A 22,215-nucleotide genomic window follows, 5' to 3' on the forward strand; every position below is an offset into this window, starting at 1 on the left:
TACAGCAATAAGGAGAAATGCTAGCGTGAAAAAGGATTTCATAGGATTGGGTCGTTTTATGGAGTTCAAATTACTGAATTTGGAATGGTTATTATAATAGTCCGGTGATCAACTTTCTTGCACCCTCCAGGAAAAACTCAGCGTACTCATAGTTAAAAAAAAACGCCACTTGAACTTTCAAATGGCGTTGATTAAAATCCGAAATCATACATCGGAACCCCGAAATCGATTTACTTCTCCAGATCCAGAATATCTCCAATTTTATTGATTTCAGTCATATCATCAGACAGTCCTTGCCCGTCGCTTGCGGCAATTTTTTCGCGGAAAGCGCTCAAATTGGAGATGTATCCATCCAGTGCAGATAAGATATTGTCTTTGTTCTCAGTGAAAATAGGTGACCACATTGCTGGACTTGACTTCGCTAGTCGAACTGTGGAGGCAAAGCCAGAACCCGCCATATCGAAGATGTTTTTCTCATCTGCCATTTTCTGCAAGACAGTTTTGCCCAGCATAAAAGAAGAAATATGCGAAAGGTGAGACACAAAAGCCAAGTGGCGGTCATGCTCCTCTGGATCCATAAATCTCAATTTTAGATTCAGAGCATCAAATAGCTCATAAGCTTTCTCTTTCAGACTTAGGTCAGTTTGTTCCAGCTCACAGATGATCATGACTTTGCGATCTAGCAAATCCCCAAAAGCTGCTTTTGGTCCCGAATACTCCGTTCCGGCAATCGGGGTGAGCGGCGAGGTATTGCTTTCTTTTTGGGTGTTGAGCCACCATGGCACAAAGTTTAGCTTTCGTAGATCCCACATCAAAAACCAGAGTGTTTTCACCGACCTGATCCAGAGTTTTGAGTAGAAGATCTCCCAAGGTATCTGCTGGAGTTGCTAAAATAACGATGTCAGTATCAGCAGCAGGGGTATCTTTAGCTTCCTGGATAATTCCAAGATTCAATGCATCCTGCAAATTCTTCTCATCAGCATCAGTTCCTGTGATGAAAATCTCCGGAAATTTGTCCTTTGCCGCCAAGGAAAAAGAGCCTCCCAGAAGTCCTAAGCCGATAATATGTATTTTTTTCATGTGTCTATTTTTTAATTTTTTTCTGCTCTTCTCAAAGCTTAATTATATGCTTAATTCTGGTATTGAGGCCTCTTCGGTCTCCTGTCTTCGGTCTTCCAGCCCATGAACCAAAGAAATTTAAGCCAATAATAAAATTGCGGTTAAGATATTACTTAATCCTGTTTATTGCTTCCCAAATCTTGAACTCAGGCATACATAGCGAAAAGCGAACGTAGCCTTCTCCGGCTGATCCAAAGATTTTTCCGGGAGTTATGAATATGTTTTTCTCATAAAGTAACTCGTCAACCACCTGATCTGCCGTCTTTCCTTCAGGCACTTGGCACCAGACGAATAGTCCTGCTGCATTGGTGTCGTAGGTCAGATTAAGCTTGTCTGCAAGTTTCCACACCAATTTTCTGCGGCTTTGGTAAGTGCTTTCAATATCCGAAAACCAACTTTCCCCTAAATTCAAAGCGGCTATTGCTCCTTTCTGAATTCCCAGAAACATCCCGGAATCCATGTTGCTTTTCACCTTCAAGACTTTTGCTATCCAGTCTTCCCGACCTGCAAGCATTCCGACTCGCACCTGGCATATTGAAAGCCTTACTTAGTGAATTCAATTCCATTGCAACATCCTTAGCTTCAGGGATTGATAAAATACTGATTGGCTCCTTCGTCAAAATGTGACTGTAAGGATTGTCATGAAGCAAGACGATTTGATGCTTTTTGGCAAAAGCTACCAACTCCTGTAAAATAGCTTTGTTTCCAGGTGCGCCAGTTGGCATATGAGGATAGTTTATCCACATAAGTTTCACCTTACTTAGATCCTGATTTTCCAATTCTTCTAAGTTCGGTCGGCCCGATTTCGTCAGGTCAATTCCGTAGAAAATTGGGGTAGCTCCAAGTAAATTTGTGACAGATGTATAAGTAGGATAGCCTGGGTTTGGTATTAATACCTCATCTCCTGGATTCAAAAAAGTCATGCTTAAATGCATGATTCCTTCTTTGGATCCCATCATAGGGAGAATTTCTTTGTTAGGGTCCAAGGTGACACCATACTCTCTTGAATAAAAGGAGGCAATGGAAGTTCTGAGCTGCGGGATTCCCTGATAATTTTGGTAACCATGAGCTTGGGAATTTTCGGCTGTGCTTTTGAGCGCATCTATCACAAGTTTGTCAGGAGCCAAATCCGGGCTCCCAATTCCTAGGTTAATGATAGGTTTTCCATCAGCAATCATCTGATTCACCTCACGTAGTTTGGCGGAAAAGTAATATTCCTCTACACTACTCACTCTATCTGCAAAGCCCTTCATTATTTTCTACTTAGGTATTCCCAAAAATTTTCACTTCACCAAAGCTACTTCGAATTTCTTCAATTGTCTGAGTGAAGACGGTTTGATCTTCAAAAACCAGATCGATGAAAAATGCATATTCCCAAGGTTTTTCGATCACTGGAATGGATTGAATTTTACTTAAATCAATTCCATTTTCAGAAATGAAAGTTAACAACTTCGCCAGCCCACCTTTTTGATTTTGAATGGTGACTTTAATTGATGCTTTGTTTACAGCTTCAACAGCTTCGACTGATTCTTTCTGAAGGATAATAAAGCGGGTAAAATTGCTTTTAACCGTCTGAATATCCGGCGCAATAATTTCCATTCTATAGATCTCAGCTGCTATACTCGAAGCAATTGCAGCTACTCCCTTCCAGTTTCCGGCAGCGATATCTCTTGCTACAGAAGCCGTATCGGTATCTTCTTTAAGTGCGATATGTGGATGCTGCGCAAAAAAGGCCTTGCACTGCAAAAGAGCCATGGGTGGACGAACTTCCGAAATATCCTCGATCGTTTGGCCAGGAAGAGCCATAAATTGATGCCCAATAGGAAGGTAATATTCGTCTCGAATGCTCAGGCCATAGCGATCTATTAGATCATAATTTGGCAAAATCGCACCGGCAATGGAGTTCTCAATTGCCATCACGGCAAAGTCTGCATCGCCATTTGCTACAGCTCTTGCTACCGGTTCGAAGGTGGTGTAATCTAGGATTTCTATGTCTTCACCGAAATTGCGCAGAGCAACTTGATGATGAAAAGAGCCAGGAACTCCTTGAATGGCTATTTTAAGTTTATTCATTTTACTAAAAACTCTTTTATTTTCAAACAAAAATAACTCCTCTTCACTATTTGGTAATTTGGTCGTTCCAGTCAAAGTCAAACCCAGTTTTTCCAATAGCTTTTGTGAAACCAAATTATTTTTAGAAGTAACAGCACTCAGTCTTTCAAGACCAAATTCAGTGAATGCAAGTGTTTTTAATTTTTCAGCGGCTTCAAAAGCATATCCTCTTTTTTCAAATTTTGTCAACAGCGCATACCCAATATCTATGCCTTCTAATCCATCTCTATCGTACAAGCCACATGTTCCAACTTTCGTATGATTATTTTTGGTGACAATTGTGTAAGTAGAATAACCGAGTTTTTCTAGTTGAGGAAGCATATTATTTAAAATATATATTTGCCATGTCCACAGATTTGATATTTTCTTTCTCCTATGTTTTCTATGAATGTGGGCAGGTTGAAAAGCTCATAAATGAATTCTGCATCCTCTACTGATATAGGAACGAGCAGAAGTCTTTCAGTTTCAAAAATTTTATGATTTCCCACAATGATTTTTACAGAGCTTAGAATCTCCTTATGATTGGCTGACGATGGATATTCCTGCAAGCTGGCAGTGTTTAAGGAAAACTTTGGATAAGATTTATTCACCACGGATGGATCTTCAATACTTACGCGCGTCTTGGTGATCAAAGGCATAAAAGCCATAGCCATCCTGTGGTCATCGTAAGTATGTATTTTCACTTCAGGAGGCATGGTCACTGAAGGAATCACCTGATAAACTTCCGGTTCGATTTCCTGAAGGTCTGCATTGAACTTCGCCAGCTCTTGCTGCAAAGCGTAGATTCTATCTGTCTCTTTGATTTTCAAACTTTCCAATCCTGTGAACGTCGCGTTTTGTCCTAGAATCGCGCATGTCACAGCGATAGTTTGCGCTAAGTCTGGGCAATGTGTGAATCCCAATGTCTTAACCCTTTCACTGCTTGTTTTTCCAATAAGACGCCACCATCCTTAAAAGTGCTTTTCACGCCTAGTTGCCCCATGATTTCCACCACGGCAGAGTCTCCTTGAAGACTATTTTCTTTCAAGCCAGAAAGAAATAGCTCTCCGGAATCAGCACAGGCTAATAAGCTGAACCAGTATCCAGCGCCTGACCAGTCGCTTTCTACTGCGAACGTGGTTGGTTGATATGCTTGATGTGCAACGGATATTTTATTTTCTACCCATTCATAGCTGATCCCAAATTGAGACATGGAATCCAAGGTCATTTCAATGTAAGAACGCGATCCTACCTTTCCTTCCAATTCGAGTTCCAAGCCTTGAGGCAATAAAGGCGCGATCATGAGAATGGCAGAAATGTATTGACTGGAAACATCCCCTCGTATTTTTACTTGATTGCTCTTCTGCTCAGAAAGTCCATGAATTGCCATAGGTGGGTATCCTTCCACACCTAAATAATGAATTTCAGCTCCTAAAGTTCGTAGCGCATCTACCAAAATCCCGATTGGACGCTCACACATTCGTGGAGTTCCAGTCATGACTTTGTTTTGATTGGTGATGGCAGCATAAGCTGTCAAAAATCGCATTGTTGTTCCAGCGTCCAAGACATCAAAAACTGGTGGGTTTTTCTCCAGCAAGGAGATCATAGTCTGCGTATCACGAGCCTCGGCGAGATTGCTGAGTTCGTTTTTGCCTTCTGTCAGCGCATCAATTATAAGAACTCTATTTGATTCACTTTTCGAAGACGGAAGGGGGATATGTGTAGCCGAAAAATCTGTTTTCTGAGCCAGATGAATCGTTTCCTTGGTTTCAGTAGTCAAAATATTGGTAATTAGGTCTGAGGTAAATTTTGGTAATAATGGATTGCTTCCCGGATTTCTTCCCGTGTGATTGGAATATTATAAGTGCAATCGCCGATCGAACGGAGTAAAGAAAACATCAGTTCTTTGCCTTCATTTTTCTTGTCTTGCAGGCAGAAATCAAGGACAGCAGGCAGGTCAGTTTTCAGGATTTCTATTTTGCCATAAACATTCAAAAAGGCAGCTTGAATTTGCTCCACTTCTGCCATCGAAAGGTTTAATTTCTTGTGTGAAAGCCATGCTTCGCAAATCATTCCAACTGCTATGGCTTCTCCGTGTAATAAATGTCTAGGTCCATCCAAAAAGTACGTTTCAAAAGCATGTCATATTGTATGCCCAAAATTCAAGATTTTGCGCAAGCCTGCTTCTTTAGGATCTTCTTTGACCACGGCTTTTTTGATCTCCACAGAATGATGGATTAAGGGAGTCCAGTAGGATTTTTCCCAGTGGTCAAAATCCAAGCTTTCGAAATATTTTTTATCTCGAATCAAACCGTGCTTGATAATCTCAGCAAAGCCTGATCTTAATTCGTGCTGAGGTAAAGTTTTTAAAAATTCGGATGCTTCAATGACCGTTTCTGGTTCATTCGAATACGCCCAAGTGATTTTTCAATCCTTCGAAATCCACTCCTAATTTTCCGCCAACACTAGCATCTACTTGGGAAAGTAGGGTAGTAGGCATGTTGATAAAACGGATTCCTCTTTTGTATATGCTGGCGCAAAAGCCACCCATATCGCCCAAAACGCCGCCTCCTATATTGATGAAAAGAGCTTTTCTGTCAAGCTGCGCTTCGGTCATCGCAGCCCAGATATTCATACAGGTAGCGATGGTTTTGTTTTTTTCACCAGAATCAATCGTATAAAAAGTGGTGTTGGAAGGAAAAACTTCTTCAACCAAGGGTAGGCAATGCTCCTTGGTGTTTTCATCTGTCAGAATAAAAAGACTTGAAAATTTGATCTCACCGAGTACGGCAGTCAAATCGACAGATGCATTTTCAGAAAAGATAATTGAGTTCACGAAGAAGAAATTTTACTGAACTTAAAATTAGAGTAAAAATCTGAGGAGAAATATTCCCCTCAGATTTACTAAAAGCTCAGTGATTATGAATTTACTTTTTTACTGGATCAGCTTCTCTTAGCTGCTTTTCTTGACGCTTTACTGACTCTTCGTGAATACAATAAAGCAACTCCTTCATGAATTTTTCGCTAAGATTCTTTGCAACGCCTTTTTGAGTACGGCTCTCCATCACATCTTTCCAGCGATCAGACTGAAATACGGATAGATGATGCTCTCTTTTATGCGCACCGATTTGATCGATCACTGCAAATCTCTCCTGAAGGATATCCAACAATTGATCATCCATGTGGTCAACAGCCCTTCTTAAGTCGTTCAGACGCTCACTTGGCTGCTCAGATTCCATTGGTTTTTTGAAATCTATAGCAGATAGAATTTCTTTCAATCGTGCTGGAGTCACTTGCTGCTTAGCATCAGACCAAGCTTTGTCCGGATCGTGGTGAGTTTCGATCATCAAACCATCCAAACCGAAGTTCATTGCCTTCTGGGAGATTTCAAGAATTCCATCTCCTTCTTTCCAACGATGTGAGAAGGATCGTTGATTACTTCCATTCCAGTCCAAACGCGCTTCAAGTGCATTGGCATAGACCAGTTTGGTTTGTTTCTGAATCTCTTGTCGTATGCATCAGAGAATCCTCTGTGAATCGCAGCTAACTTAAGTAAGTCCTACGGCATGGAATCTTTCCAAAGCCCCCATCCAAAGATCTAGATCTGGATTCATCGGATTTTTCACCATCACTGGGATATCAGAACCTGCCAATGCATCAGCAATTTCCTGAACTGCAAATGGGTTGACAGTAGTTTCTAGCGCCTACCCAAACCACGTCTACATTATTTCTAAGGGCGATTTCAGCATGAGCTGCATTTCCTACTTCTACCGTGATCGGAATGTTCAAGTGGTGACGAACGATCTCCATCCACTTCAATCCTTCTTCCCCGATGCCTTCGAAGCTTCCTTGGTCGAAGTTCGAGGCTTCCAGATTCCTGCTCGAAACATAGAAGGGATGACATTATTTTCCTTCATCTCGATACAAATCTGTTCGATTTGTTCTGGAGCTTCGAGCGGAGCAAGGTCCTGCGATAATTGTTGGGCCTGTTAGTCCTAGGCCCCAGTCTTTGATTTGCTTGTGTTCTTTCATCATACTGAGCTTTAAATGAAAAAAGCCCGACTCTTTCGAATCGGGCTTTATGTGTTATATTTTGTTTCTAAGTTTAGGCAAGGCAATACACAACTCCGATTCGATTTTGTCTTCGAAAGTAAAAAGTAAAAGAAGCTAAAATATGTCGCTGCTGTGTTTAACATGTGCCAAATGTAAAGTGGTGATTTTTAAAAATCAAAATTAATTTTTTGCCACAGGTATTATTTAATCGGCAAAGATTCAGGTGATTTGTTGAATATTTCTAAATCTTGACAAAATACTCAGTGCTTTCGGAATTATATTTTGACTTATATGAAAATACTTCTATTTAGAGCTGTAAAATATTTTTTGGAATAATTTAAAAATGCTGGCAGGGTTTAAGGAGAAAGGATATTGGTTTTAGAAAGAATAAGAACGTCTGGGTAAAATTTTACTTTTACTTGCAATGAATCACATAAGGAAACAAGCAATTGCTTTTCTTGAGTCTCTGAACGCCTACAATACAGTCGCTTTTCACTGGTTCAATCATCCCGACAAGACCAACCCAAAAGCAGTTTTTTTGATATCTTTGCAGCTTTATTTCTGGAATATGCCCGCCAAACCCACTATTTCTTTTGACAACTTAAAAGTTGCCTTTGCCTCAAAAAGTGACGCAGAACTGAAGAAAATGCATTTAGTCTTTGCCATGTTGAACAATAAATTTGTCTCAGATATGGGGATTGCACTGACCAAAATCGGTTTTGCGCTTCATTTGCCAATCAAAGGTATTATGAAGCAAACTATGTTTGGGCATTTCTGTGGGGGTGAAACAATCTCAGAAACTATCGAAGATTGTAAAAGTCTTGCCAAATTTGGAGTGGAGTCGATTCTGGACTACTCCGTGGAGGGAAAAGGCGACGAAGAGAGTTTTGATAAAACCTGTGAGGAAATCCGCCAAACGATGGTGGAGTCTGCCAAGACTGATTATATGCCTTTTGGAGTAATTAAGGTTACCGGTTTGGGAGATTATCATATTCTGATCAAAATCCAAGCAGGTGAGGCTCTCGTTCCAGCCGAATATCAGGCGTATGAGCGTTGTAAAGCCCGAGTGGATCTACTTTGCAAAACTGCTTATGATTTAGGATTGAAGATCTTGATCGATGCAGAAGAGTCATGGTTTCAAGATGTGGTCGACACGCTGACCTATGAAGCCATGGAGAAATACAATAAGGAAAGATGTGTGGTATATAATACATATCAGATGTATCGCCACGACATGCTGGGGAGATTGAAGGAAGCTAAAGTTTTGGCAGATGAACTTGGGTTTCTTTTAGGAGCTAAGTTGGTACGTGGTGCATACATGGAGAAAGAGGCAGAGAGAGCGGAAGAAATGGGCTATCCTAGTCCTATTCAACCTAGCAAATCGGCTACTGATACGGACTATAATCTAGGTGTGGAGTTTTGCATTGCTAATGGAGTATACTTAAGTAAGTGGATCGCATAATGAAGCAAGTAACGATCTCGTAGTTGAGCTGATCGAAAAGTATGGAATTGACAAAAAGTCTGACCGTGTTTTCTTTGCTCAGCTTTATGGGATGAGTGATAATATTTCCTTTTATCGAGCAGATGCAGGTTATCGGGTTTTGAAATACGTGCCTTATGGACCTGTGGAAAAAGGTAATGCCTTACCTGATCCGTAGATGACTTCTGGAGAACTCCAGTATAGCTGGTCAAAGCAGTCGCGAGTTTTCGATGATCAAGAAAGAAGTGGAGAGAAGGAAGAAGGAGAAATAAAAGGCTTGATGTCCGATGTCGGGTGACCGATGTTTGCCAAGTAAAGTGAAAAGTGTGAGGTAGAAAGTGAAAAGGTGGCAAAAGGGACAAGGTTCTGACGAACACCGGGTATCGGCTCAATCCGACACCCAACAATAATATAGACAACAAATCTCAAATCAAGACAAATGCAACTTTTGAGCGAACAGGAAATAGAAAGACGTAAAGATCGGGAAGAACTGATGAAGCTAGGGATCAATCCCTATCCAGCTGAGGCGTTTCCGATCAATGTCACCACCGAGGATATTCATCGTAACTATGAAAATCGCAAGAATGACTACAAGAGCATTTCAATAGCAGGTCGATTGATGAGCCGTAGGATCATGGGTTCAGCTTCCTTTGGCGAGATCCAAGACGCTACTGGCAGATTACAGTTTTACGTTCGTCGCGATGATATTTGCGAAGGCGAAGACAAGACCTTATATAATACAGTTTTCAAAGAGCTTCCTGGGAATTGGTGATTTCTTAGGGCTGAAAGGCTATATTTTCACTACGCAGACTGGAGAGATTTCTCTTCACGTAACTGAGTTGACCGTGCTTTCTAAATCTGGAAAGCCACTTCCGGTGGTGAAAAGAGACGAAGACGGCAATGTGCACGATGGATTTACTGATCCTGAGATGAGATACCGTCAGCGTTATGTGGATTTGACAGTGAATCCTGAGGTGAAGAAGACCTTTATTACTCGCTCTACGAATTATCACTCAGATGCGTCGCTATTTTGATGATCATGGATGGCTGGAAGTAGAGACCCCAATCCTGCAAGCTGTGCATGGTGGGGCTGCAGCGCGTCCATTTGATACGCATCACAATACTCTGGATATGCCACTTTTCCTGAGAATTGCGAATGAGCTATACCTGAAGAGATTAATCGTAGGTGGATTTGATGGGGCGTATGAGTTTTTGGGAAAATGTTCAGAAATGAAGGCATGGACCGCACGCACAATCCTGAATTCACTTCCATGGAAATCTATGTGGCCTATAAAGACTACATCTGGATGATGGAAATGGTGGAAGAGCTAATCGAGCAGGTAACTGAAAAGATTCACGGCAAAACCAAAATCACAGTAGGTAATAATGAAATTGAATTTGCTGGTCCATACAGAAGATTGACTATGCATGATTCCATTAAGGAATATGCAGGTATCGACGTGAGCAAAATGGATGAGGAAGGTCTTCGTAAGGTTTGCGCTGAGATGGGCATTGCAGACCGATGCCACGATGGGCAAAGGCAAATTGGTGGATGAGATCTTCGGTGAGAAGGTGGAAGCTAATTTGATCCAGCCAACTTACATCACGGATTATCCTATTGAAGATGACGCCTTTGGCGAAAAAGCGTCGAACTCAGCCAGGTTTGGTGGAGCGTTTGCAGCTATTTGTTAATGGAAAAGAAATCGCAAATGCCTATACTGAATTGAACGATCCTATCGATCAGCGTGAGCGCTTTGAAGATCAGTTGAAATTGGCTGAGCGTGGTGACGACGAGGCGATGGCGATGGACGAGGATTTTCTTCGTGCCTTGGAATATGGAATGCCTCCAACCTCAGGTTTGGGTATTGGTATTGATCGTTTGACTATGTTGTTGACAAATAATACCACTATTCAGGAGGTATTGTTCTTCCCTCAGATGAGACCTGAGAAAAAGCAGGTGGAAATGACTGAAGAAGAAAAAGGCATCTTCGAATTGCTGAAAGCAGAGTCTCCAGTGGCTATCGCTGATCTGAAAGGAAAAGCTGGACTAAGCGGAAAGAAATGGGATGTAGCGATGAAAGGCCTAACAGGCAAGGGAGTCGCTAAAGTGACTAAAGAGGGTGATGCTATCACTGTATCTCTTGTCGACTAATTCCAACTTGATATAAAAGTAAAAACCGGGCTGCGAGGCTCGGTTTTTTTTGTGGCTGGGTTTTTACCGCGGTGGGCGCGAGAGCTTGCGCAGAGTCGCGGAGGGGTTAAGCTCAAAGAAAGAGTGTAGGCGATATAGTTAGTCTTGCTACTGTCAAAGAGCCTAAGCTCTGTCGCCGTGAATGTCTTCACCCAAGGTTTCCAAATCACCGTATAATCACCCGCGATGAAGGCTACTTCCCTTTCCGAAATTAATTGGAATGAATTTTTCAATACCTCATGAACAGATAGCCACCAACCTCAACTTCTAATGAGAACTTTTAAGAATTACCTTAGCCTCTTTTCGGCCCTTTTTCTCTTGAGTTTAGGATCCTGCGCCATCAATCCAGTAACGGGAAAAAAGCAACTTGTTTTGATGTCTGAAGCTCAGGAAATCGCTATGGGACAGCAGTCGGATCCTGAAGTGGTTGCTTTTTTTGGGCTTTATGAAGATCCCAAACTCCAGAGTTTATTACCACTAAAGGATCTGAAATGGCTGCGATCTCACACCGGCCAAAGTTGGCCTATGAGTTCAAAATAGTCGATTCACCTGTGATTAATGCCTTTGCCTTGCCGGGTGGCTTTGTTTATTTTACCCGCGGTATCATGGCGCATTTTAACAATGAAGCCGAGTTTGCCGGAGTGCTGGGACATGAGATAGGTCACGTGACTGCCAGGCACTCAGTGATCCAGCAACGAAACCAGATTTTGGGACAAATAGGTCTTTTGGCAGGAATTATTTTGGTGCCTGAACTTGGTCAGTTTGTAGACCCTCTCTCCCAAGGAATGCAATTAGCTTTATTGAAATTTGGTAGAGATGCTGAGAGGCAGTCAGATGAGCTAGGTGTGGAATATTCTTCCCAGATCGGGTACGATGCCAGAGAAATGGCTGACTTTTTTGAGACTCTGGAAAGACAGCAAACAAATACCGGAGCGGATGAAATCCCACCTTTTCTTTCCACCCACCCATCCCCAGTAGAACGAAATGCAACCGTGGAAGTGCTTGCGCAAAAGTGGCAGGATAAGTCCAAATTGACAGAGTTTGAATAAATCGAGATAGTTACCTGAGGAAAATTGATGGCTTGATTGTGGGTGCAGATCCCAAACAAGGCTTTGTGGAGAACAGTGCATTCTATCATCCAGTTTTGAAAATTCAGTTTCCTATCCCAACTGGGTGGCAGCATCAAAATTCTCCACAACAGTTTCAAATGGCGCCAGCAGAAGGCGATGCGGTAATGATTCTCACCTTAGCTTCTGGAGCTAACCTAGAGGAGGCTGCGAATGCAATTTTAGAAAACTATGGATTGACGCTGGTAGAATCTAAAAAGGAAACTATCAATGGAATGCCTGCAGTTCTGTTGGTTGGGGATCGTCTACAGGAGCAAGCAGCTACGCTTCGAGTCCTTTCTTCTGTTATTGAGTTTGAAGGGAATATTTACAGTCTCATGGGAGTGACGGATATAGCTAATTTTAATTCGTATCAGCCCCTATTTTCTAAAACCATCAGAGACTTCAAGGAATTACGGGATTCGGAAAAGCTTAATCGTAAACCAGATATAATTAAGATCAAGACTGTGCCAAATGTTATGTCACTAGAAGCTGCCTTTAGGTACTACGGAATGCCAGCGGAGAGATATGAGGAGCTTTCTTTGTTGAATGGGATGCACCTGACAGACCAGCTGAGTAAAGGGATGCTGATCAAGCTAATTGGTAAGTAATTTCTGGTTTGTACCAGTAATTTGGTGCCTCTAATAAAATCAATTTAGCGGAAAGTAAATGCTGATTTCTGTGCCTTTCCCAGGAGTACTTTCAGCGCTTATGTATCCTCGGTGGTTTTTCATTATTTTCTTACAAAGAGCCAATCCCACTCCTGATCCACTATATTCTGTGGCTAGGTGGAGACGGGTGAAAATATTGAAAATTGACTCTGCATATTTCTGGTCAAAACCAATCCCATTGTCAATCACCTTGATAAGATAATACGGTTCGTCTTTTTCAGTTGGATAATTTACTGGCTTTGAAGCTGATTTCACCTTTACTCTAATTGGCTCGTCTGCTTTCGCATACTTAATAGAATTTGAAATCAAATTAGAAAAGAGCTGTTTTAGAAAAAATGGTACGCCCAGCACCGTTGGTAATTCGTCCAATTGGATGGTGTTAGGATCAGAATCATCACCAAGTTCTCGCGCTACTTCTCCTACTAGTTTGCTTAAATCTACCCGTTCAAAATCCTCTTCAGAATATTTCAGGCGCGTGTATTTTAGGATGTCCTGAAGCAAAGTTCGCATTCGCTCTGCGGAAATATTAAGGCGCTTAAGGGATTTTTGAACGTTTTCGGGGACCTCATCTTCGTAAAGTAAATGAGATGAAATCAGCTGCATCTTACGCAACGGCTCCTGAAGGTCATGCGAGCTGATCCAGTTCATGTTTTCAAGTTCAGCATTTGCCTCTCTGAGCATTTCGCTGAGCTTGCGATATTTTTGTTCCTCCTGTGTGATTTTGATTAAGTTAATTTGGCGCTGCAGTCCATTAGCATAGGCCGCCGCTGTGTCCAACTCAGGTTGGAGCCAAGGTTTGCTGGTACAATCCACGATTTCCTTCCATAATTCGAAGGAATTTCTAGGAGACAAGCCCTTTTTATCCAGAATGATAGACTTGCTCGGATCCCCGGCCCAGTTTACTTCCGTTTTAGTTTCCGATCTATACCAGATTATACAATTGTCGCCTTCTACATCCAGTGAATGATAAATTGCTCCTGGGGTGTTTTCGCAGAGTGATTTAAAATCTGGTAGTAAATCCAACAATTTGCTGGTGCTGATATTCGTGTTTTCAGTGTATTCTGCAAAATAGCTTGCTAAGAATTTCACCTCATCGTCTGAAGGGGTAACACCATTGCTGTAGACTTTTCCTTCAAAAAACAAAGAAACGCCATTTGCATTGCAAAGGCCGATAAGTTCTGGCTGCTTAATCAGTTTTGCTAAGGATTCTGCCCCTTCAGTAAGTTCGAAAGCATTTATTTTATCGTAGGAAGCATTGACTTTTCTGGAAACCTCATATTCTTCATTGGATTGCCTTACATCAATCTGGGAAGTGATGAAATGCCCCTGAAGCTGTGCCGCCAACCTCAATTCTGGCGTCAGGTTTTTAGGCGAATAATGATGACAGGCAATGAGACCCCAGAGTCTTTGTTTATAAATCAGAGAGATCGTCAATGTAGCACCTACGCCCATATTGTGCAGGTATTGCACGTGGATGGGAGATGTACTGCGTAAAATAGCAAGGCTGAGATCTAGGTTTTTGTCTTTCTGATCATCTATAGTGTAAATCGGAACTGGGGAATAATCAATATCTGTGATTATCCTCAATAGGTTTTTCATGTAAAGCTCTCTTGCCTGTGGCGGGATATCCGTGTGAGGATAATGTAATCCCAAAAATGGCTCAAGGTCCTCTCGACAGCTTTCTGCAAATACCTCCCCATTGTAATTATCATCAAATCGATAGATCATCACCCGGTCATACCCAGTGATTTCTCGGGTTCCTTTCGCTACCAGACTACAAAGATCTTGAAGGCTCTGAGTGGTATGCATGTAGGAAAGGAATTGCGAGGTGTGATCATATACCTCATTTGCCTTTTTGACTTTTGAATTGATCGGTTCAGCTTCTATGATGATCGTAGAATTGCTTTTGTGCACAGTGCAAAGAAATTCCTTTTCTAGAAGTGTAGTTTTGAGTAGCAGCGAGGACAGCATCCTATCATTGGAAATGTAATCCAGTAATTCTTTTTTGGCTTTTTCTCCAAAAGCGACACCGAATGCTTTTCCCAATAACTCTGTATGCGCTATACCAATATATTCAATGGTATTTGCGCTGCAGTAGTCAATTAGAAGCGAGTCTTCCTTCAGACCGATAAGAAACCCATTAGGTTGAATGCTGCCGGGAATGTGGATAGGTTCCTGTTCACAATTTGTGAGGTTTACAATTTCCCTATTAACAATGTCCTTTACCTTCATATTACCTATAGCTCGGACTCACTTTGAAAGTGAGTTTTGATTGCTTGAAAAGTATAGTTAGCCCCCTCAATAATCTTTCCCGAAGTATTATGATTTTTTTCGTAGGCTACAAGTGTAGTCATGAAGTTTTTCCAAAACAATCCAGTTTCTTCGCCATATCCGGAAAAATAAGCAGCTCCAGACTGATTGTCGTATCCTAGTGTTTTGTGTATGTGCTTGTAAATCACTCGCCCACCAAGCGTTGAGCCCTCTATCACATACAGCATACCCAAGGCAAAAGCAGTTGAGATTTGCTTGTCTAGGTTTTTGAAAACGGGGGCGGATTGCGTTTTTATATAGCTAAGGCTATTGAAATCCTGCTCCAATAAAGGAGTTTTAATTCGCTGAGAAAGATCGGATAGCTCAGTGTAGAGTAGTGGGAAAACCAAGGTCTCTACTTCCTTAATCACATCATGCATGCGATGCAAATACTCCATGTAATCCCTAGTGGAAATGTCTTCCTTCAGGATTGCTTTAGAAAGAGGAAGATCCTCCAACTCTTGATGGAGAATTGAAGTTTCAACTTTCAATCTCTGAGGAAAAGTACTAGTGAAAACTGCGTTACTCATGCAGGCAAACTGTTAATTATTGTTGTAGAGGTAATTAGTATTGTCAGCACTGAAACTACTCCAATTGATCTTAAGCGTGTGCTCTATAGACTTGCGAAGAAGTTTGAAGTTTTCTGCTTTTGGTAGGTAATAGTTTGCTCCTAATACCTTTGTTTTCTCTATGACAGATTTATCCTGAGTAGTAGAAAACATAATTATCGGCAAAGAGGCGTGCTTTTCTGATTTTCTTACGGTCTGTAATACTTCCAAACCACTCATTCCGGGCATGTTAATGTCCAAGAAAAGCAGGTAGGGAGTCGGAGGAGGATTGTCAAGTGCATGAAGCAATTGATTTCCGTCCATATGAGTTACCACCGCATAATCGTCGGTAATCATATTTACAATAGTCTTGAAAAATTCCAAGTCATCAATGTCGTCATCAGTATAAAAGATTGTTAACTTTTCGTTCATGGTAAAGATTTACTAGTAGCCTTCTATTTCAAGGCCACTACAAATATATTAGAAATATAATGGAGTAACTATGGAATTGGATCGACGGTATGTCGGTCAAATAGCTGGGTTTAGGAAATTATAAAATCAGGGAATTAGATTTTATCTGGTAATCAAACTCCAGTGGAGTTAGCCTTGAGGAATTAAGATTATTTTAATTAAGATCCTTGGGCGTCTGCATAGCCAAACACCTTTTGCAACAAAATAGTGCTCCGGGCTGCTACATTTTCCCGGATTTTCAATTCTTCTTTAGCAATTTCATAAAAAAGACCTTCTATTGCCTTTTGTGTGACATACTTGGATAGATCGGCTTCGATCGGAGTCATCAGCGGAATTTTATTATATCGTGTCACTACATCGGACCAGTATTTGGTCGCTCCTACTTTAGTCAGGCTACTTTCAATAATTGGTTTGAATTTCCCTTCTAGCGAGGCCGTCGTTTTATTTTCAAAATATTGCGTAGCAGCATTATCAGCACCTAAAAGAATGTTCTTGACATCAGTGATGCTCATTTCTTTGATTGCTGCCACAAATATTGGCTTAGCTTCTATGGCAGCATCTTCAGCGGCGCGGTTTACACTTGTGATTACCTGATCACAAAGACTGCCTAAGCCAAGAGAGCGGAGCGTGTTCTCGACCTTTTTCGCTTCTTCAGGGAAAGCAATTTTGATAGCCAAATTTCCCAAGTATCCATCCTCTTTTGAAAGACGCTCTGAAGCATAGCTGGTTCCAAATTCCAATGCCTCTTTTAGACCTGAATTGATTTCAGAATCCGTTGGAGTGCCGAAGTCTAAGCCTTTGCTCAGTTGAGTTAGTGTTTCGCAGCTTCCAAGAAAAAGGGCACTGGCTAATGCAAAAGTGAAGGAAAGTTTTTTGAATTTCGTATTTTCTAATTTCATGGGAATTATCTTAAGTAAGCCTATTTCCATTCAACAATGATACCTCAATTAAATTTGAGGGTAATTGTAACTAGAATATATACTAATCTAGACGCATTTACAAAAATCATTATTTTCATTTTCTTAAACAAAAGCTTATATTTTTTGAGGTATGGCAATTATTACTTAAAATAGCTGATAAACTGTTAATGAAATGAATCTTAGACTTAATTCAGAATTCGGTACCCTCAAAGCAGTTTTGATGCATAGACCCGGGAAGGAAATTGACCGGTTAACTCCCTATAATAAGGAATTTTTGCTGTTTGATGATGTGCCATATCTGGAAGCTTTGCAGCAGGAACACGATGCTTTTTCCAATCTAATCAAGGAATCTACGGGTGCTACGGTCTATCAACTACGGGAATTATTGATTCGAGTGCTTTATGATCAGAAAATCCTGCTTCAATTGATGCGAGAATCATTGAAGAGATCAGGCATGGTCCATTTGGCAGAAGACATACTGGAGCGTTATTCTACTGCCGAATGTGCAGGGATTTTGACAGCTGGATTGAAGGTGCATGAACTGCGGCGCAAAATACCTAAACTGAATGCTGGGGAGTTGATGGAATTTGCCTTTGTGATATCTCCTTGTCCAAACTTGTACTTTCAGAGGGATCCCATGGCTATAACTCCGGGTGGGGTTATTTTTTCTAGTATGAGAATGGAAGGAAGACAACGTGAGGCGGATTTACTTCGGACTATTTTTGAAAATCACATGGATTTTAAAGATAATATCCATCAACTATATCCAGTATTAGGGCATGATAATCCGCCGAGCATAGAAGGAGGAGATGTTATTATCTTATCTCAAAAGGCTGTAGCAATCGGAAATTCGGAGCGTACGGATGAAAAGGCAATCTACCATGCCGCAAAAGCACTATTAGCTGAAGGGACTGTGGAGCGTGTTTATGAAGTACACCTACCTCAGAAGCGGCAGTTTATGCATTTGGATACAGTATTTACAATTTTGGATGAGAATCTGGTACTTACTTACCCTGATGCGATGAATGCAGTCTTGCAAACATCCCTTTATACCCTGAAAGAAATCAAGGATGACAAAGTGCACATCAAGCGAGAAGTGCTAAAAGAGTCACTATTGACTATTTTGGAAAGAGAGATTCCGCATTTGGAAATTTTGCACACCGCAGCAGGAAATCCTGATTATGCGATGCGAGAGCAGTGGTTTGACGGTGCAAATGTTTTTGCCATCGGCCCAAGAAGAGTGATTTCTTATAACCGAAATATTCATACTAACAGGGCATTAAGAAATATGGGAGTGGAGGTATTGGAAATCCCATCTTCGGAGCTTTCCAGGGCCTTGGCGGACCAAGATGCATGACTATGCCGATTAGTAGATCGAGAGTGTAGCGATTTCGGATGGTTGATGTCGGATTAGCGAACCTGATATTTACCTCAAGTAAGAATGGCATTTGATGGATTGGAAAATCTACACTTAATTCCTAGCACCAAAATCCGAAATGCAATCAAAACCCGAAATCGTCTAATTGTCAAAAAAGGATCGTCTCCTAGATACCTTCAAATCTTGAAGGATTGTTGATTTCACTCGAATGTCAATATTGTATGAAGTAAAGGCACCAAAAGGAAACCAATTGACATTCATCTGCCAGCAGTGAAGATCTCTAGCTATACCTACCATTGTTTGGGTAAGCTTCTTGGTTTGGGCATCATAGCCTGTATTGAAGTTTACTGCCCACTTCTCAGAAAGTTTGAAATCACCACGTACGCTGAGAGTTTGCGTGACTCTCTTATTTCCGGATACCGGATTACTGTAAGATAATACATAGCCAAATGACATGTTCCAAGGAATATTCCAATCTATGTATTGACTAGGGTCAGTCGAGATTCTGTTAATCTCACTTTCTACAAATTCATTCATCACACCGCCTTGCTGCAAAATTCATTGGTAAGCTCATCTCGTACTTCCCCAGGATTTTGCGCACTACTTGGGTTGATGGAGGCATTCATATTTAGCGAAGCATTTCGAATGGATCCTAGCCCCTGTCCATTTTTCCAAGCAAATTGATTGATGGAGCGTGTGGCGTTAGAACCACTGGAATTAATATATGTCTCCGTGGCATAGGGGTCAAGCGTAGAACTCATATTCACCGAGAGCTTTCTGTCGAAAAAGCTGGTTCGAGCACTGATTCGGATGGAGCTAGCTTAAATGAATCTGCAGCGAAATTATAGCTGGAGTTCAGATCGATATTTTCAAGTAAAGGTATTTTCTTAGTAGCATTCTCTTGAGTAGAATCCTTTTTATCAATCACCTTTGCCTCTAATACACTTCGGATGCTAAATGCCATCGCTCTACTTTCTCCTAATGGAGCACCGCTATAGGAGAATCCTTGATACCTGTCAAACAAACGAGTGTCCCCATCATTATTAACTTTTACCTCTTGATAATACCCTAAAGAAGGATCTGAGAAATCAGGAGAAAAGTTTACACTCAAAGAAGGCTGAATATGCTGACGTATGGTCTGGATTTTCCCTTTTTTGAAGTTGAAAAATCCATAGATATTGGTATTCAAACTGAATGAGCTAGAATAAAAAGTAACTCTGTTAAATCCCTCTTCTATTATTTTATCCACTCGCTCTTCAGACGGGTTATAGAAATAATTAATCCTTTTCAGGTACCATAATTCAGTTAGGTTGGCAGATGCAGTGCCTGTGAAATATTTAAAAAGCCTGAAATTTGAGCTGATTGGAATTCTGTTTCTTGCGCCATTATTAGCATTCTGAAGTAAGTACCCAAAATTAGAAGGGGTGAAAGGTACCAAGTCAGGAGTATCTGTATTTTCAACTAAGTCAGGATCTACTCCGAATTCCTGAGTCACCTTATTGGTGATAGAATTTTGGAGGCTCAAAGTTGTAGGCGATATTTAAGGTCTTGAGCGGTTCGAATTTTACATTTTTGAACGGACTCTGTCTATTCATACTCAAATTCATGGTAGGTAGACTTAATTGAACTTCTCCAGTCTGAACACTTTGGGAGTGTCTCATACTCGCTCCAAAGGAAAATGGAGTTCCCGTAAATGTCTTGCTATAATTGATATTTGAGGACAAATCCGAAGTTACGTTATTCGTGAAATTATTCGGATTAACGATATTGTTGAAGTAGCTCGTTGAGCCAGCATTTACAGAGGCTGAGAATCGGCTATTTCCACGTGATTCAGGGTTATGTGACCATTGAATTCTGAATGTGTTGTAATCGACAGGGTTCAGCTCTGTTTCTGGAGATTTGAACTTTTGGAAGTCAATATTGAAAGAGCCGCTAAATGATATCGCTTTTTATACACAGATTGTGATTTCAAACCCCAGCCTCCATTAGAGTAGATGTCACCCGTTACCCTGGCGTGGATATAATCATTGATTGCAAAATAATAGCCTAAGTCACGAAGGTACAGTCCTCTTTTTTGCTCTTGACCGTAGCTTGGGAAAATCAATCCTGAGGCTTTTTCTTCCGGGGTATTTGGTATGATCCCAAAAGGTAGCCCAAGTGGCGTGGGGATGCCGATCTAAAGTAGAAATTGAAAGGGCCAGCTACTACTTGACCTCCTTCAATAGACTTGATTTTGTTGGCTGCCACATGATAATGTGGAGTAGTGAGTGTACAGGTCGTATAATAACCATTGGCTAAGTAAATACTCCCATCTTCTGTTTTTTTGATCGTTTCTCCTCTTAAAATACCGTCTTGCTGTTCCGTAACGACATCCTTGATAATAGCTTTTTGGGTTTTGAAATTATACTTCATCTCCTTCCTGATTTCATAGGAGGAGTTTCCATCCTTGAAAAATGGATTTCCTTTCACATTCCCCAAACTATCCGTAACTCCGGAGGCGTAGAGCTCTGAGTTTTTCCAGTCAATAATGATCAAGTCAGCCTCCAAACGCATGGTACCATACTCGAACCAAGCTTGGTTATAGAGGTAAACTTTGTTTTCCGTGAAATCTGATACGATGCTATCTTCACCGTAATAAGTAATATCTGTGGTGATATCACTCCTGGGCATAATTTTTGTCGAATCAGTAAGTGCGAGCGTATCAGCAGTAGTGGGCAAAGTGTCCATAGCCATCAATTCCCGAGAAAGTGGCATTAAAGAATCTGGAACGACTAGTGGTTTTTCTTCAAGCTTGCGGACTGGGTCTTGCGCAGTCGCTAACAGCGGAACAATCAATAGCCCAAAAAAGCAAAATAAAAAGAGCCTGAATCCCTGCACTGTTGCTTACGCTTTATTTAATTTGAGTGAAATTTCGTGTAAAGTTAATTTTATTGCCCTCATGGAACGGTCCAAAAACAAAAAAATTCTTCTTAGTCTGATTTTATGTATTCCCTTTGTATTTGGCGGATTTATCACAAATGAATCCATGGTACCATCTTTTAAGATGACAAAGATCGTCTTGGATGCTGGCCACGGAGGTAAAGATCCTGGTAATCTGGGTTCTAGGTCAAAGGAAAAAGACATTAATCTTGCAGTTACACTTTTAGTTGGAAAATACATCAAGGAAAACTTGCCTGATGTAGAGGTGATTTACACTCGGGACGATGATAGTTTTCCTTCACTCAAGGAACGACCTATGATCGCCAATAATAACAAAGCACATCTCTTTGTGTCCATTCATTCCAATTCTGCTGCAAATAAATCAGCATTTGGAACAGAGACTTTCGTGATGGGGACAAAGCATTTTGATGCAAACTTTGATATTGTAAAACGAGAAAACTCGGTGATCCTGTTGGAAGATAACTACGAGGAAAACTACGAAGGGTTTGATCCATCTTCACCTGAATCCTACATGATGTTCAATTTAATGTCTAAAGTTCATTTCGAGAACTCCGTGACTCTAGCAGATAACGTAGAAACTCAATTTAGAGATCGAGTTGGTCGCAAAAGTAGAGGCGTGAAGCAAGGGCCTTTTTATGTGCTCTGGACTCCTTCAATGCCATCTGTTTTGGTGGAATTGGGTTTTTTATCCAATTCAACAGAGGAGCAATTCCTAATGAGTCAACAAGGAAAAGAATACATGGCCTCTGCGATTTACCGGTCAATAAGAGACTACAAAGAGTCAATCGAGAAAAATTAATTTTCATAATATTTAACATTCTAGAGCCCTTTTCTTGTGAGTAAAGGGCTTTTTTGTGGGATTGTCAGAATACAGTTTTGAGACTGAATAGGGTGACTGCAACCTAGAATACTACGACTGTTAGCTTTTTCTTTTTTA

Annotated in this window: 18 protein-coding genes and 7 pseudogenes; 8 read left to right on the forward strand and 17 right to left on the reverse strand. The window is 41.0% G+C overall.

All coding sequences use genetic code 11. The annotated features are described in order from the left end of the window. Positions 1–230 precede the first annotated feature (230 nt). From AC0L6R_RS03965 to AC0L6R_RS04000, 8 genes and pseudogenes are all read right to left on the reverse strand, one after another. Positions 231–1,080, reverse strand: a pseudogene (locus AC0L6R_RS03965) (prephenate dehydrogenase). A 148-nt stretch (positions 1,081–1,228) separates the two neighbouring features. Beyond that, positions 1,229–2,372 (reverse strand): annotated as a pseudogene (locus tag AC0L6R_RS03970) (pyridoxal phosphate-dependent aminotransferase). 10 nt (positions 2,373–2,382) lie between these two features. Next, entirely contained in the window at positions 2,383–3,552 is a 1,170-nt protein-coding gene (locus AC0L6R_RS03975; protein ID WP_473270036.1) for a GNAT family N-acetyltransferase, read from the reverse strand. A gap of 5 nt (positions 3,553–3,557) precedes the next feature. After that, positions 3,558–4,091: a hypothetical protein gene (locus tag AC0L6R_RS03980; RefSeq protein ID WP_473270037.1), complete on the reverse strand. Its 534-nt coding sequence runs from the start codon at positions 4,089–4,091 to the stop codon at positions 3,558–3,560. A 14-nt stretch (positions 4,092–4,105) separates the two neighbouring features. Further along, positions 4,106–4,990, reverse strand: a complete 885-nt coding sequence (locus AC0L6R_RS03985; RefSeq protein ID WP_473270038.1) for a 3-phosphoshikimate 1-carboxyvinyltransferase — start codon at positions 4,988–4,990, stop codon at positions 4,106–4,108. A gap of 11 nt (positions 4,991–5,001) precedes the next feature. Then, positions 5,002–5,520 (reverse strand): annotated as a pseudogene (locus AC0L6R_RS03990) (3-dehydroquinate synthase family protein). Positions 5,521–5,611: 91 nt separating this feature from the next. Beyond that, complete coding sequence (locus AC0L6R_RS03995) at positions 5,612–6,046, reverse strand: iron-containing alcohol dehydrogenase (RefSeq protein WP_473270039.1); 435 nt, start codon at positions 6,044–6,046, stop codon at positions 5,612–5,614. 91 nt (positions 6,047–6,137) lie between these two features. After that, positions 6,138–7,242, reverse strand: a pseudogene (locus AC0L6R_RS04000) (chorismate mutase). Positions 7,243–7,687: 445 nt separating this feature from the next. Here AC0L6R_RS04000 and AC0L6R_RS04005 point away from each other — a divergent pair. The 6 genes and pseudogenes from AC0L6R_RS04005 (at position 7,688) to AC0L6R_RS04030 (ending at position 12,651) form a co-directional block, all read left to right on the forward strand. Then, positions 7,688–8,725, forward strand: a complete 1,038-nt coding sequence (locus AC0L6R_RS04005; RefSeq protein WP_473270040.1) for a proline dehydrogenase family protein — start codon at positions 7,688–7,690, stop codon at positions 8,723–8,725. A 46-nt stretch (positions 8,726–8,771) separates the two neighbouring features. Then, positions 8,772–8,921 (forward strand): proline dehydrogenase family protein, encoded by a 150-nt coding sequence (locus tag AC0L6R_RS04010; RefSeq protein WP_473270113.1) that lies wholly within the window; start codon positions 8,772–8,774, stop codon positions 8,919–8,921. A 261-nt stretch (positions 8,922–9,182) separates the two neighbouring features. Beyond that, positions 9,183–10,895: pseudogene (gene lysS, locus AC0L6R_RS04015) on the forward strand (lysine--tRNA ligase). 309 nt (positions 10,896–11,204) lie between these two features. Continuing rightward, positions 11,205–11,474 (forward strand): hypothetical protein, encoded by a 270-nt coding sequence (locus tag AC0L6R_RS04020; protein ID WP_473270041.1) that lies wholly within the window; start codon positions 11,205–11,207, stop codon positions 11,472–11,474. Next, complete coding sequence (locus AC0L6R_RS04025) at positions 11,426–11,983, forward strand: M48 family metalloprotease (protein ID WP_473270042.1); 558 nt, start codon at positions 11,426–11,428, stop codon at positions 11,981–11,983. Before AC0L6R_RS04020 ends, AC0L6R_RS04025 begins: the two co-directional genes overlap by 49 nt. A 65-nt stretch (positions 11,984–12,048) precedes the next feature. Next, positions 12,049–12,651, forward strand: coding sequence for a hypothetical protein (locus AC0L6R_RS04030; RefSeq protein WP_473270043.1), 603 nt, complete (start codon positions 12,049–12,051; stop codon positions 12,649–12,651). A 39-nt stretch (positions 12,652–12,690) separates the two neighbouring features. On the opposite strand, the gene AC0L6R_RS04035 is transcribed toward AC0L6R_RS04030, so the two are convergent. From AC0L6R_RS04035 to AC0L6R_RS04050, 4 genes are all read right to left on the reverse strand, one after another. Then, positions 12,691–14,943, reverse strand: coding sequence for an ATP-binding protein (locus tag AC0L6R_RS04035; protein ID WP_473270044.1), 2,253 nt, complete (start codon positions 14,941–14,943; stop codon positions 12,691–12,693). Between the two features lie 5 nt (positions 14,944–14,948). After that, complete coding sequence (locus tag AC0L6R_RS04040) at positions 14,949–15,551, reverse strand: biliverdin-producing heme oxygenase (RefSeq protein ID WP_473270045.1); 603 nt, start codon at positions 15,549–15,551, stop codon at positions 14,949–14,951. A 12-nt stretch (positions 15,552–15,563) separates the two neighbouring features. After that, entirely contained in the window at positions 15,564–16,001 is a 438-nt protein-coding gene (locus tag AC0L6R_RS04045) for a response regulator (protein WP_473270046.1), read from the reverse strand. A gap of 197 nt (positions 16,002–16,198) precedes the next feature. After that, positions 16,199–16,939 carry a DUF4197 domain-containing protein gene (locus AC0L6R_RS04050; RefSeq protein ID WP_473270047.1) on the reverse strand — a complete coding sequence of 247 codons (741 nt, stop codon included), beginning with the start codon at positions 16,937–16,939 and terminating at the stop codon, positions 16,199–16,201. Between the two features lie 193 nt (positions 16,940–17,132). Between AC0L6R_RS04050 and AC0L6R_RS04055 the strand changes: the two are divergent. Then, positions 17,133–18,346 (forward strand): annotated as a pseudogene (locus AC0L6R_RS04055) (arginine deiminase). Positions 18,347–18,479: 133 nt separating this feature from the next. On the opposite strand, the gene AC0L6R_RS04060 reads toward AC0L6R_RS04055, so the two are convergent. The 5 genes and pseudogenes from AC0L6R_RS04060 to AC0L6R_RS04080 form a co-directional block, all read right to left on the reverse strand. Beyond that, entirely contained in the window at positions 18,480–18,893 is a 414-nt protein-coding gene (locus tag AC0L6R_RS04060; protein ID WP_473270048.1) for a hypothetical protein, read from the reverse strand. Continuing rightward, a complete protein-coding gene (locus AC0L6R_RS04065; protein ID WP_473270049.1) occupies positions 18,875–19,099 on the reverse strand; it encodes a hypothetical protein in 225 nt (74 codons plus the stop codon). The genes AC0L6R_RS04060 and AC0L6R_RS04065 overlap by 19 nt, the downstream gene beginning before the upstream one ends. Before the next feature lie 2 nt (positions 19,100–19,101). Further along, on the reverse strand, positions 19,102–19,863 hold the full coding sequence (locus tag AC0L6R_RS04070; protein WP_473270050.1) for a putative LPS assembly protein LptD: 762 nt from the start codon (positions 19,861–19,863) through the stop codon (positions 19,102–19,104). After that, positions 19,835–20,514 (reverse strand): annotated as a pseudogene (locus AC0L6R_RS04075) (putative LPS assembly protein LptD). Before AC0L6R_RS04075 ends, AC0L6R_RS04070 begins: the two are co-directional and overlap by 29 nt. Continuing rightward, a complete protein-coding gene (locus AC0L6R_RS04080) occupies positions 20,439–21,173 on the reverse strand; it encodes a hypothetical protein (protein WP_473270051.1) in 735 nt (244 codons plus the stop codon). Before AC0L6R_RS04080 ends, AC0L6R_RS04075 begins: the two are co-directional and overlap by 76 nt. A 103-nt stretch (positions 21,174–21,276) precedes the next feature. Here AC0L6R_RS04080 and AC0L6R_RS04085 point away from each other — a divergent pair, with 103 nt between their 5' ends. Next, positions 21,277–22,077 carry an N-acetylmuramoyl-L-alanine amidase family protein gene (locus tag AC0L6R_RS04085; protein WP_283414524.1) on the forward strand — a complete coding sequence of 267 codons (801 nt, stop codon included), beginning with the start codon at positions 21,277–21,279 and terminating at the stop codon, positions 22,075–22,077. Positions 22,078–22,215: the final 138 nt, after the last annotated feature.

This window comes from Algoriphagus sp. 10J20-15 (assembly GCF_055809615.1).